This is a genomic window from Ignavibacteriota bacterium (genome assembly GCA_016708125.1).
Classification (GTDB): domain Bacteria; phylum Bacteroidota; class Ignavibacteria; order Ignavibacteriales; family Melioribacteraceae.
In genome coordinates, this window is sequence record JADJGF010000001.1 from 2998257 (window position 1) to 3012143 (window position 13887).

General features: G+C 30.7%; 12 protein-coding genes. All 12 read left to right on the plus strand.

What is annotated here, in order from left to right; all coding sequences use genetic code 11:
* The first annotated feature begins 51 nt into the window (after positions 1-51).
* The 12 genes from dnaK to folK all read left to right on the plus strand — a co-directional run bounded on the left by dnaK (position 52) and on the right by folK (position 13830).
* Positions 52-1983 carry a molecular chaperone DnaK gene (gene dnaK, locus IPH62_13030; protein ID MBK7106199.1) on the plus strand — a complete coding sequence of 644 codons (1932 nt, stop codon included), beginning with the start codon at positions 52-54 and terminating at the stop codon, positions 1981-1983.
* A gap of 43 nt (positions 1984-2026) precedes the next feature.
* Positions 2027-2419, plus strand: a complete 393-nt coding sequence (locus tag IPH62_13035) for an Hsp20/alpha crystallin family protein (GenBank protein ID MBK7106200.1) — start codon at positions 2027-2029, stop codon at positions 2417-2419.
* A gap of 111 nt (positions 2420-2530) precedes the next feature.
* The gene (def, locus tag IPH62_13040; GenBank protein MBK7106201.1) at positions 2531-3082 is read left to right on the plus strand and encodes a peptide deformylase; all 552 of its coding nucleotides are present in this window, start codon (positions 2531-2533) and stop codon (positions 3080-3082) included.
* A 3-nt stretch (positions 3083-3085) separates the two neighbouring features.
* Positions 3086-3988 (plus strand): methionyl-tRNA formyltransferase, encoded by a 903-nt coding sequence (locus IPH62_13045; protein MBK7106202.1) that lies wholly within the window; start codon positions 3086-3088, stop codon positions 3986-3988.
* A gap of 415 nt (positions 3989-4403) precedes the next feature.
* Positions 4404-7349, plus strand: a complete 2946-nt coding sequence (locus IPH62_13050) for a TonB-dependent receptor (protein MBK7106203.1) — start codon at positions 4404-4406, stop codon at positions 7347-7349.
* Positions 7350-7394: 45 nt separating this feature from the next.
* Entirely contained in the window at positions 7395-9194 is a 1800-nt protein-coding gene (locus IPH62_13055; GenBank protein MBK7106204.1) for a T9SS type A sorting domain-containing protein, read from the plus strand.
* Between the two features lie 248 nt (positions 9195-9442).
* The gene (locus IPH62_13060; GenBank protein MBK7106205.1) at positions 9443-10756 is read left to right on the plus strand and encodes an aminotransferase class I/II-fold pyridoxal phosphate-dependent enzyme; all 1314 of its coding nucleotides are present in this window, start codon (positions 9443-9445) and stop codon (positions 10754-10756) included.
* A gap of 102 nt (positions 10757-10858) precedes the next feature.
* Complete coding sequence (locus IPH62_13065; protein MBK7106206.1) at positions 10859-11260, plus strand: hypothetical protein; 402 nt, start codon at positions 10859-10861, stop codon at positions 11258-11260.
* A 72-nt stretch (positions 11261-11332) separates the two neighbouring features.
* Positions 11333-12073 carry a peptidoglycan editing factor PgeF gene (gene pgeF / locus IPH62_13070; GenBank protein ID MBK7106207.1) on the plus strand — a complete coding sequence of 247 codons (741 nt, stop codon included), beginning with the start codon at positions 11333-11335 and terminating at the stop codon, positions 12071-12073.
* Positions 12066-12974 carry a DMT family transporter gene (locus IPH62_13075; protein ID MBK7106208.1) on the plus strand — a complete coding sequence of 303 codons (909 nt, stop codon included), beginning with the start codon at positions 12066-12068 and terminating at the stop codon, positions 12972-12974. Before pgeF ends, IPH62_13075 begins: the two co-directional genes overlap by 8 nt.
* The gene (gene folB, locus IPH62_13080) at positions 12975-13343 is read left to right on the plus strand and encodes a dihydroneopterin aldolase (protein ID MBK7106209.1); all 369 of its coding nucleotides are present in this window, start codon (positions 12975-12977) and stop codon (positions 13341-13343) included.
* Entirely contained in the window at positions 13306-13830 is a 525-nt protein-coding gene (folK, locus tag IPH62_13085) for a 2-amino-4-hydroxy-6-hydroxymethyldihydropteridine diphosphokinase (GenBank protein MBK7106210.1), read from the plus strand. The genes folB and folK overlap by 38 nt, the downstream gene beginning before the upstream one ends.
* Positions 13831-13887 lie beyond the last annotated feature (57 nt).

The following is a 13887-nucleotide window of genomic DNA, read 5'->3' on the forward strand; positions in this document are numbered from 1 at the left end:
TTAAAAGCGACTCATTTCGAGTCGCTTAATTTTTAATTAAGGAGAAATGAAATGGGTAAAATTATAGGAATTGATTTAGGAACTACAAACTCATGCGTAGCTGTGATGGAAGGTAACGATCCGGTTGTTATACCCAATGCAGAAGGCGGAAGAACCACACCATCTGTAATTGGTTTTACAAAAAGTGGTGAAAGATTAGTTGGGCAGCCGGCAAAACGACAAGCTGTAACTAATCCGACAAATACAGTTTTTTCCGTGAAAAGATTTATGGGAAGAAGATTTGATGAAGTTGGAACTGAAATTAGAGAAGTGCCATATAAAGTTGTGTCCGGAGATAACGGATCTGCAAGAATTAAAATTGATGACAGAGTTTATTCTCCGCCGGAAATTAGTGCAATGGTTTTGCAGAAAATGAAAAAAACTGCCGAAGATTATTTAGGTCAGGAAGTAACCGAAGCCGTAATTACTGTTCCGGCTTATTTTAATGATGCACAAAGACAAGCAACAAAAGATGCCGGTGAAATTGCCGGATTATTGGTGAGAAGAATTATTAACGAACCGACAGCCGCAGCTTTGGCTTACGGTTTAGATAAAAAAAACAAAGAACAATTAGTTGCTGTTTATGATTTAGGCGGCGGAACTTTTGATGTTTCTATCCTACAATTAGGCGATGGAGTTTTTGAGGTAAAATCTACTAACGGTGATACACATTTAGGCGGTGATGATTTTGATCAAAGAGTAATTGATTTTCTTGCAAATGAATTTCAAAAACAAGAAGGTATTGATTTACGAAAAGATGCAATGGCTTTGCAGAGATTAAAAGAAGGCGCAGAAAAAGCTAAAATTGAATTATCATCAACAACACAATCTGATGTAAATTTACCTTTTATTACTGCTACTCAAGATGGTCCAAAACATTTGAACATAACAATTTCCCGTTCAAAATTTGAGCAATTAATTGATGATTTAATTGAAAGATCAGCCGGACCTTGTGAGCAAGCAATTAAAGATGCCGGAGTTTCCGCTTCACAAATTGATGAAGTAATTTTAGTCGGCGGTTCAACAAGAGTTCCGAAAGTTCAAGATTTAGTTAAGAAAATTTTTGGAAAAGAACCTCACAAAGGTGTAAATCCGGATGAAGTTGTTGCAGTTGGCGCCGCAATTCAAGGCGGAGTTTTAGCCGGTGATGTGAAAGATGTATTGTTGTTAGATGTAACTCCACTTTCACTTGGAATAGAAACTTTGGGCGGAGTAATGACAAAATTAATTGAATCAAATACAACAATTCCGACAAAGAAAAGCGAAGTATTTTCAACCGCCGCTGATAATCAACCGAGTGTAGAAATTCATATTCTGCAAGGCGAAAGATCAATGGCTTCGGATAACAGAACTTTAGGAAGATTTCATTTAGAAGGACTTCCGCCGGCACCAAGAGGAATTCCACAAATTGAAGTTACATTCGATATCGATGCAAACGGAATTATGCATGTTTCGGCAAAAGATAAAGCTACTTCAAAAGAGCAAAGTATTAGAATTACATCTTCGAGTGGATTGAACAAAGATGAAATTGATAAAATGAAAAATCAAGCTAAAGAACATGCCGCTGAAGATAAAAAGAAAAAAGAAAGTGTTGATATAAAAAACAGTGCGGATAATTTAGTTTTTCAGACAAAGAAACAAATTGAAGAACTCAAAGATAAATTGCCGGCTGATACAAAATCAAAATTGGAAGCTGAAATTGCAAATGTAGAAGAAGCAATTAAAACAAACAATACTGATACAATCAAAGCTGCGACTGATAAATTAAGTAAAGTTTGGAGTGATGCGGCACAAAATTTATATCAGCAACCGGGTGCTCAAGATCAACCTGGACAAGGTTTTGATCCAAATGCACAGCAATCTCAACCAAAATCGGAAGCACCAAAAGATGAGAGTAAAAATGTAGAAGATGCTTCTTATGAAGTTGTTGATGACGACAAATAGAAAATTATATTAAAAGAAATAAAGAAAGTAAGGAGATAAAAAAATGGAAGATACAAAAGTATTAACGCAAGTTGATGAAACAAAAAGTTGGGAGGAAGCTCTCGAAACTGAATCTTGGGTTGCACCACTTATAGATATTTACGAAACAAATGATGATTATTTCATCGTTGCAAATATGCCGGGCGTTAACAAAGAAGATGTTAAAATAAAAGTTGAAGACGGCGATTTGGTAATTATGGGAAGAACTAATTTCTCAGATGTTTTGAATAAAAAATATTTGCTAAAGGAAATTGATCCAAGTAATTATTACAGAAAATTCAAACTATCCGATAGTGTAAATGAAGAAAAAATTGTTGCTTCTATTGATAACGGAAGGTTAACAATTAATCTTCCAAAAGTAGAAAGAGTTAAACCTCGCACAATAGAAATTAAGTAAATCTTAATTACAAACCTCAGTCAAAAGCTGAGGTTTTTTATTTTCACCAACTTTTATCTTCACTCAAACTTAATTATTTTTATTTATCAAAATTATAAGGATGAGTTTTAAATGATTGTTTATCCAATTACACAATACGGCGATAAGATATTAAGAAAAGTAGTTAAACCGGTTAAAGCAATTGATGATGACATAATTAGAATTGTAAAGAAAATGTTTGAAACAATGCGAAACGCTTATGGAGTTGGATTAGCTGCAAATCAAGTTGGATTAGATAAACAAATATTTGTTGTTGATATTTCAACAGTTGAAGATTGCGAAAGTATAAAACCCGTTGCAATGATAAATCCACAAATAATTTTACAATCCGATGAAAAAATAATTTTGGAAGAAGGATGTTTAAGTTTGCCAAGTCTTAGAGCAGACGTTGAAAGAGCAAAAGATATTAAAATAAAATATTTATCCACAAATGAAGAAGAAGTTGAAATTGATGCCGGTGATTTTTTTGCAAGAGTTATTCTACATGAATACGATCATCTGATTGGGAAAATGATTCCGGATAGAATTAGCGAAAGTGAAAGAAAAAAGCATTTAAAATTGTTGAAAAAGATTCATAATAGAGAAGTAGATTGTGATTACCCAGTAACCGAATTAGAAATTTAAAACATGAAAATTATTTTTTTTGCAACTCCAGATTTTGCAATTCCTTCTCTTAAAATTCTTCACGAAAATTATCATGAAATTCTAGCTGTTGTAACTGCACAGGATAAACCTCGCGGTCGTGGGCAGAATTTATCACCAACTCCAATTAAGCAATTTGCTGTTGATAATAACATCAAAGTTTTCACTCCGGAAAATTTAAAAGATGAAAATCTTGTAAAAGATTTAAAAGAATTAAATCCAGATTTATTTGTTGTTGTTGCATTTAGAATATTGCCAAGAAATATTTTCACAATTCCAAAATTTGGATCTTTCAATTTGCACGGATCTTTGCTTCCAAAATATAGAGGAGCTGCACCGATCCAATGGGCATTGATAAATGGTGATATAGAAACTGGATTAACAACATTTTTTTTGGAAGATAAAGTCGATACCGGAAATATTATTTTATCTGAAAATGTTAAAATTGAGGAATCAGATAATTTTGAAACTTTACATGATAAAATGAGTTTGGTGGGCGCAGAATTAGTTTTAAAAACAGTTCATTTAATTGAGCAAAACAAATTTGAACTGCAAAAACAAAATGATAAAATTGCAACACCGGCCCCAAAAATTACAAAAGAAATTTGTGAAATTGATTGGAACAAGTCCGCTTATCAAATACATAATCTAGTAAGAGGATTATCTCCATTTCCCGGAACTTTTTTTTATCATAATGAAAAATTGTATAAGGTTTACTCAACTAAAGTTTTACAAAATTCAAATTTGAAAATTGGAGAAATATCCCAAACCAAAAACGAAATATTTATTGGCTCTTCAGAAAATGCAATTCAAATTTTAGAAATTCAAACGGAAGGAAGAAAGAGAATGAAAACCGAAGAATTTCTCCGTGGGTATTCAATAATTTAATTTTGATTTTTAATCAAATCAGCTAAACTTTATAGCATAAATTATTGATATTGTTTTAAGAATATAATTTTTTTAATTTGTATTAGTTAATTGATAGACTACTTCTTATGTTAAACACGATTAAGTTTATAGAAATTATGATTTAAAAAGTTGACTTTCTATTTAATTATATGAAATTATTACAACATAATTTACAAATCTACAATTTAACGTTTTTGCACTTTTGCTTTGAAAAGTTTTTCATTAAAGGTATACTTATCATTTTTTCACATAATACAAATCTCAATTTCTTTTTTAGAAAAAATCAAATTTTAAATTTCAATTTATATAACTTAAATACTGTTCGTATTAATCATATTTCTGATTTTGACAAAATTATAAGTTTTCGTTAAATCATAAAATAAGGAGAAAACTTGTGAATATTATTTTAAAGAATTTCAATTTTATTTTATTTGTTTCCATCTTATTAATTTCAAATTCAATTTACTCTCAATCCGGAAGTATAAAAGGCACAATAACAGATGAGCAGACTAGTGAACCACTTCCGTTCTCAAATGTATTTCTTGTTTCAACCGGCTTTGGCGGATCAGCTAAGGTAGATGGAAGTTATAGCATAAATAATATTCCCACCGGAAAATATATCATCCGAGTTACATATGTTGGATACAAGAAAATTGAACAAGAAATTGACATATCCAGCAATAGAGTTGTTGAGATAAATTTTAAATTGTTTCCGGAAAGTTTACAAGGTGAAGAAGTTGTTGTAACATCTCAGGCTATAGGTCAGCAGCATGCAATAAATGAACAGTTAAATTCCATTTCTGTAAAAAATGTTGTTTCTTCTGCAAGAATTCAAGAATTGCCGGATGCCAATGCCGCTGAATCGGTTAGCAGACTCCCGGGAATTTCTTTAATTAGAACTGGAGGTGAAGGTTCTCAAGTTGTTGTAAGAGGATTATCTCCGCAATATAACCGAATTACAATTGATGGAGTTGAATTGCCCGGTAATATTGGCTCCGGCTCAAGTGATAGAGCTACCGATTTGAGTATGATCTCTTCAAATATGCTTGGCAGTATTGAAGTAGTTAAAGCCATCACTCCGGATATGGATGCTTCGGTAATTGGTGGAACTGTGAATTTTGGAATGCGCAAAGCTGAAAAAAAAGCTACGGATCCGGTATATGAATTAGTTACACAAGGAACTTATAACGGATTAAGAGAATCGTATAATGATTATAAATTAGTTGGTTCGGTTGAACAGCGTTTTTTTGATGAAAAATTTGGTGTATTAATTCAAGTAAATGTTGAAGATAAAAATTTAGGCGCAAATGAACTTGATGTAAATTATATATTGGAAGATAAATCAAAAGGTGATGAAGGTTTACCGCTTCTTAATTCTATGACTTTAGCGGATGTTGTTAGAACCCGCCAAAGATATGGCGGAGATATAACGTTAGATTATGAACACAGCTCCGGTGAAATTGGTTTAATGAATTTTTTGAGTATTAATGATACCAAATCATCAAGCCGATCTGAATCTTTCCCTTCAGATAATGGATACATAACATATAACATAAATAATGCACCGTATAAATTAACTACCTTTAGCAACTTGTTAAGTGCAAAACAAAAAGTTGCTATGTTTGATGCAGAAATTAAATTATCGCATTCATATTCAGAAAGAGATGCGCCAGGTTCACTAAACTTTTCTTTCTTACAACCCGGCGGCGTTAATCCGAGCGATGTTCCGAATTTAAGAAAATTAACTCCAAAAGAATTATCATCTTATGTAAAACATGATGCGACAGATGGTTATTTACAAAGTATAACTTATTCAAACAGCATTACGGAAGACCGAACTTTTTCCGGCGGGCTTGATCTTAAAACAGATATTGCATTTTCAAATTATATAACAGGAACTTTAAAATTTGGCGGTTCTTATCAATATAGAAAACGTTCTTATAATTATGAATATTGGTTCGGAAGTATGTTTGATGATGGCCAAACAGTAGTTTTAGCAATGGCAGATGAATTAAATATAAAAACAGTTCCGCTTGGTACTGGCGGTCCGTTACTTACTTTAGCTTATGATGATTTTGTTGATCTCGATTATGAATATGGCAGTTTTTTAGATGGAGATTATGAATTAGGTAGTCCGGCTAATATTGATTTGGTTTTGGAAGCAGGAGATATTGCAATTGCAAATGCCGGAACTAATCCCGCACAAGTTGGATTTAAGTATCAAGTTGCATCATCAAAATCTTCTGATTACTCCGGAACTGAAATTAAAGATGCCGCTTATACAATGTTTATTTTAAACATCGGTTCTGATATAACATTAATTCCCGGATTTAGATATCAAAATTTAACAACAGATTATAATGGCATAAGAGGTTTAGCTTTAATTGCGGGTCAATTACAATATACCAAATCATCAGAAAAAATTTCTCACGGTTATTTTTTACCTATGTTAAATTTAAAATATCGACCTCTAACTTGGTTACAGTTTCATTTTGCTTATACAAATACTTTAAATTATCCAGCTTACAGCATTATAACACCAAAATATTTAATTGGCGAATCATCTATATCGTATAATAATTATAGACTAAAACCGGCACAATCTGAAAATTTAGATTTAGCATTATCAATATATAATAATGAAATTGGATTATTTACAGTAAGTGGATTTAATAAAAATATTAAGGATTTGATTTTCAATACAGGAGCAAGATTTCCGACTTCAGAAAAAATTAGTGAAGAATTTCCCGAATTCCCAACAGAGTTTTTAGCCGGCAGAGAATTTTATACTTACATAAATAATACTAACATGATAAATGTTTATGGTATAGAAATAGACTGGCAAACACACTTTTGGTATTTACCACAGCCGTTTTCCGGAATTGTTCTTAACGTAAATTATACTCATATTTTTTCGGATGCAAAATATCCAAGAACAGAAAGAATTTCTTTGGGTTATGATCCATATACTGGAACTGAAAAATATGAATTCATAGATACCTTTTACACAGCGCGATTGTTAAATCAGCCAAATGATATTTTTAATATTTCGGCAGGTTATGATTACGAAGGATTTTCAAGCAGATTTTCAGTTTCATATAAAGATAATGTTTTTAAAGAAGCTGCATTTTGGCTTCAAGAGAGAGTACATTCCGATAAATATTTAAGATTTGATTTGTCGCTTAAGCAAAAACTTCCATGGTATGGAATTCAGCTATTTTTTAACTTGAATAATATTACCTCTGAAGATGATGTTGACTTAAATCAAAAGACAGCATTCCCAGCTTCACGACAGAGGTATGGTATGACCGGAGATTTTGGAATAAGAATTAAAATGTAATTTCACTTAATTAACTATATTCAATCAAAGAGGAGGCAAAACTAAATGAAAAAACTTATCACTTTATTACTAATGGGCTTTGGTTTAATTTTATTTAAACCGAGCACGAATTTTGCGCAAGATTCAGATACGCTTGATATTGCACCGTTAGAAGCAATTAACATTAGTTCAATTATTAATGGAGACACTTTACAAGGTGGTGTAATTAAAAATCAAAATCGCGTTTATCGTTTACAAAGAGGTGTCATTTATCCTTTGGATGCTCCAATTAATATTCGTGGTTCTTTTAAAATGATTGCAACAAATGGAACTGAAAGACCACCGGTATTGGTTCCGAAAATTTTAGCCGATAACTCATCAATTCAAAATTATCTTAATCTTTATGGTGCAGTTTCAAATGTTGAATTTCATAATATTTATATGCTTGGAATTAGACAAGACGGCGCAATCAGTAACGCCTTAAACAGTGCTATTTCAGTTATGGATAGTGCAATAAATTTAAAGGTTAGAAATTGCGTATTTGATGGTTTTGGAGCTCGTGGAATTAGAGTTTTAGAAGGTGGTGTTTGGAGTAAAATTGATGTTCAAGACAGCAAATTTCGTAATTTAATTTATCCCGGCGGATCTTGGCTTTATGGACAAGCATTTAAAACTGTAGGAAATACATATCCTTTAGATACTGTTAAGTTTGTTAATAATACTTATCTTTCTTGCGGAAGCTACATTTTGGGTGTAAGCGGTTATGTTAATTACGGACTTTTTGAACACAACACAATTTTATATGGTATAGGAAATACATTCCTAAGTTCTTATAATACAAATATTCATATCAAAAATAATATTGTTTATTCAACTTTTACTGCAGCTGGTTACAAACCTGCAGTTTACGGCGATTGGTTTTTCCCCAGACCTGATACTATTTCAAGCAGCGTTATTGTAATTAACATTCCTGATACTGCTTCATTTAGAGATACAACTTTGGTTATGCCTGGTTTGAAATATATCGTTAATGAAAAGCATGGTGTTCCCGCAAGTTCTATTAATGATTTAAATAGAGTTTTGGAAATAAATAACAATAATTATTTTTACCCGGAAAAATTAACCAATTTTATTAATGCTTATAATGATACTGTTCAAACGATGGTTGATATTACATTCCCTGGCGGTGCTGATAAAGTGTTAAATAAAGTTGAACAACCAAGATGGATGAATGATTATACTAAAAATATTCTGCAAACTAAAGCTCCTATAGTTTCTCCCGGAATAAAAGTTGATGAAGCTACTACTTATAACCAAGATCCGCAATTTAATGATGTTGATGCCGTAAATCATGTTGATGCACTTATTGGTAAACTTCATGAAATTTTTGTTAACAAAATTACTCCGGATAGATGGACATATAAAATGGCTTATCCACCAGCTTGGCCATTACCTGAAGATTTAGCATATGCAAACACTAGTTTACAAACCGCTTCCGAAGGTGGATTTCCATTAGGTGACTTAAACTGGTTTCCAGAGAAAAAAGCTCAATGGCAAGATTGGTTAACTGATGTAAAAGAAGAAAAAGGTGCAATAGTTTCAAATGAATTTGAATTGCATCAAAACTATCCAAATCCGTTTAACCCAACTACAGAAATTAAATTCTCAATTACGAAACCCGGAATTGTTACTCTAAAAGTATTTGATGTTTTAGGTAGAGAAATTGCTACGCTAATAAATAATAAATTAAGCAATGGAAGTTTTAGTGTTAATTTCAATGCCTCAAATTTAGCTTCCGGTACTTACATTTATCAATTATCGGCTGATGGTGTTAGAATTTCTAAAAAAATGATGCTTATAAAATAATAGAATGATTAATGAAAAAGTCGGACTGAAACATGTCCGGCTTTTTTGTAAAAATATTCATTATTACTTTTAAATATTCCTCAAAATATTCTTCTTCTCAATTTAAAACTAAACTGCAATTTTTTAATAATTCTTCAAACTCAAATTATCTTTCCTAATCAATCTAAAATTTATTTCTCCTTTAATTAGATTTCTTAGAACACTTTCCGTAATTTTAAATATTAAAAATGGAGAGTAAAATGTCTGAAATTAATAAAACAAAGAAAAATGAATCAATAAATGATTCTAAATATTCGATGGATACGCATTTAATTTATGGAAAAAATGTTTCAAATAAATGGGATTACAGTCATCATGTAACTGCGCCGATTTCATCATCTACAACTTTTAGGCTTGATTCTGTTGAGCGCGGTGCGGAAGGGTTTATGCAATTTGCTCAAACTGAAGCTCATGGAAATGAACAGCCAATTTTTATTTATGATAGACTCGGCGAACCCAATAAAGATATGCTTGAAGAAAATTTGGCATTTATTGAAAAAGGTGAAATGGCTGTTACTTTTGCAAGCGGAATGAGTGCAATTTCCGGAGTTTTAGGAATTCTTACAAAATCCGGTGATGAAATAATTACGCACACCACTTTGTACGGATGTACAATTTCGCTTTTTAATAATTGGTATCCGCGATTAAATATTAAGGTTAATCCGATTGATTTAACAAATCTCCAAAATATTTTTTCTGTCCTAAATGAAAACACAAAAGTTATTTATTTTGAAACTCCGGCAAATCCTAATTTGGATATTATAAATATTATTGAATTAAGAAAAATTGTTGATGAAATTAATAAATCAAGAAGCGAAAATAATTTATTAACAATTGTAGTTGATAACACTTTTGCAACTTCGTTCAGTCAAAGGCCAATAGAATTAGGTTCAGATTTCACTGTTCATTCTTTAACAAAAGGAATGGGCGGATTTGGAACAGATATGGGCGGCGCTGTAATCGGTAAAAATAAATATCGTGATGCACTTCTTCTTTATAGAAAAGATTTTGGCGCTGTATTAAATACAAAAAGTGCTTGGGCAATTTTAACTTACGGATTACCAAGTTTGGCACTTCGACAAAAACATCAAATTCAATCATCAATTAAAATAGCTGAGTTTTTAGAAAATCATCCAAAAGTAGAATTTGTAAAATATCCGGGATTAAAATCTCATCCGCAGTATGAAATTGCAAAAAAACAAATGATAGATTTCTATGGAAATTTTGCACCGGGAAGTTTAATTTATTTTGTACTTAAAGGAAATACTCCCGAAGAAACAAAAAATAACGGTAAAAAGTTAATGGATCATATTGCGCAAAATGCTTACACAATGACTTTGGCGGTAAGTTTGGGTCATACAAGAACTTTAATTGAACATCCTGCTTCAATGACGCATTCTGTTATTCCCGCTGATAAATTAGTTGAACGTGGAATTGATGCCGGTGGTGTAAGATTAGCAATTGGAATTGAAAATGTAAATGATGTTTTAACCGATTTGGAAGAATCTTTAAAAGTAATTTAGAATTTAATAAAAGTAGTGAATGAAAATTTTCATCCACTACATAATTTTTCACTTCATAGAAATTATTCCGATAATTACAATTATTTACAGATTGAGTAAAATTTGAAATTACTTTTTATAAGCATTTTATTTTTTTCTTCAAATTTATTTTCTCAAGAATTTGAGAATCTTGATCAGAATGTTGTTGGAATGATAAACTCAAATGGAGAAATTTATTTAGTTCTTGAGAATGGTTTTTTAAAATTAGAAAAGAACATTGCCTATATTGAGTATTACAGAAAAATTTATAATGATTCCACAATTACAAATCCAAATACAGAAATTACGGAGAACTATTCCGTAAACTTTTTTCCGTATTTAGTTCCAACTCAAAACGATTTTAAAATTGATTTTGATCAACCGATGAAACTTGGAGTTTTAATTGAACTTAAAAGTTCTGAGAAATTCAATTTATCGGAATATGGAAAAACTGTAGTTGATTCAATTAAAGACAAATCAAAGTAAGTAAAAATTATTTACAACTTTTAATTCCAAAACTTCTTCGTAAATTTCACTTCAATTTTTAAAAAATATAAAATGAAAATTCACAAATCGAAAATATTCGAAAAATTTCCGGAAATTATTTTCGGCTTCAGTCAAAAAATTAAATTAAATGAAAATGATAAATTTAGTTTCAACATGTCAAAATCGATTGGTAATGATGAAAATATAGTTGAAAGTAATCGCGAGAAATTTTTTAATCAATTAGGATTAAACTCAAAAAATGTTGTAATTGAAAAACAAAATCATAGTGATATTATAAATTTTGTAGAAAGTTTTGAAAAAAATTTAACCGGAGATGCATTAATTACAAAAACTAAAAATTTAGGTTTGGCAGTTTCAACTGCGGATTGCACAAATATTTATTTGTATGAAATTAAAGAAAAAGTAATCGCTGCAGTTCATTCTGGTTGGGAAGGAACAGAAAAAAGAATTTTGGAAAAAACTGTACAAAAATTAATTGATGGATTTTCGTGTAATCCAAAAAATTTGGTTGTTTATTTTGGACCTTCAATTTCTCAAAAAAATTATGAAGTTGGAAAAGAATTCGCTCAAAAGTTTGAATCAAAATATTTACTTCCAAATGGAGAAAAATATTTACTCGATTTGAAATCTGCGAATAAAGATATTTTGTTGAAATTCGGAATTCCAGAAAATCAAATTGAAGTTGATGAAATCTGCAGTTTTGGGAATTCTAATTTCCATTCATTTCGAAGAGATAAACAAAATTCCGGTCGCGCTTTTGGCGTAATTGCTATGAAAGGAACAAATGAGTAATTCATTAAAAATTGTTTTGGGATATGTAGCAATTTGTCTTATTTGGGGCTCAACATGGCTTGCAATAAGGCTGGGATTGGATTCATTAACTCCTTTAATTTCTGCGGGATTGCGTTTTCTTTCAGCTTCAATAATAATTTTTGCAATCGTATTTATCAAAAAAATTGAAATGCATTTGGATTCCAATTCAATAAAAATGTATATTTTTTTGGCATTCTTTTCGTTTACAATTCCGTTTGGTTTGGTTTATTGGGCAGAGCAATTCGTGCCAAGCGGATTAGCTTCAGTATTGTTCGGAATTTTTCCATTTTCCGTTTTCGTATTTTCTTGGTTTATTCTCAAAGGAGAATCCGCAGATTTTTTCAAATTGGCAAGTGTAATTTTAGGCTTCATCGGAATTCTAATAATTTTTTTAGATAGTTTAGAATTGGATATTGAAAATCACACTTTAGGATTATTGGCAGTTTTGTTAAGCGCAATAATTCAAGGTTCAAACTCAGTTGTGGTAAAAAAATGGGGAAGTCATCTTCATCCGTTTTCGCTAAATGCAATTCCGTTGTTGATTGCCGGAATTTCCATGATTTCGTTAAGTTTCCTTTTCGAAAATTCATCAATTTGGGAATTTAACACTAAAGCAATTTTTTCAATTTCTTACTTAGCTGTTGTTGGAACAATTGCTGCTTTTACAATTTATTATTGGTTGTTAAAGCAAATTAACGCGGTGATTTTAGCGCTTTCATCATTTATAACTCCAATTATTGCATTAATTTTGGGCTGGCTGATACTTAACGAACAACTTTCTGCAAAAGTTTTAGTTGGGGCACTTTTTGTGTTAATTGGAATTTTATTTGCTAATTTTAAGCAATTAAGAAAATATATTCTTAATAAAAAGGAATTGTAAATGTTAAATGTTGTTCGAATAAAAAATGCGGTTTTTTATGCATATCACGGAGCTTTAAAAGAAGAGCAGTTTATTGGCGGAAAGTTTGAAGCCGATGTTGATATGTTTTTCAATTTTACGGAAGCTGCCGCAAATGATGATTTATCTAAAACAATAAATTATGATGAAGTTTATAAATTTATTAATAAAGTAATACATGAAAAAAAATATTATTTGATAGAAACTTTGGCAACAATTATTGCAGATAGTTTATTAAAGACTTATCCCATTTTAGAAAAAATTAATGTGAAAGTTAGAAAAAATAATGTTCCGGTCGGCGGAATTATTGAACATGTGGAAGCAGAAGTTGAAAAACGCAGAAACGAATAAAGTATATATTGGAATTGGCTCAAATGTTGGTAATCGTTTATTAAATTTTAAAAAAACAATAAAATTAATTAGCGAAAATGAAAATATTTCTGACGTAAAAATTTCATCTGTTTATGAAACTTTGCCTTACGGAAATATTGAACAAAATAATTTTTATAATGCAGTAATTAATTTCAACACAAATTTTACTTTGCAAGAACTTTTTGATTTTACAAAATCAGTTGAGAAAAAAATTGGGAGAATTAAAAGACAAAATTGGGGACCGCGCGAAATTGATTTGGATATTTTATTATTCAACAAATTGGTTTTTGCCGATGAAAATATTTCAATTCCGCATAAAGATTTGGTAAATCGCGATTTTGTTTTGGTTCCGTTATTGGAATTATCTAAAAATTTGGTAAATCCGGCAACAAAAATTAAGTTAAAAGAATACTTAAATAAATTATCACATAAATTTATAATTAGTAAATTTGGATTAGAAATTTAGATCAATAATTAGCATTTTTCTTTATCCTCATTTTAGAACTTTTTTGAAAATATAATT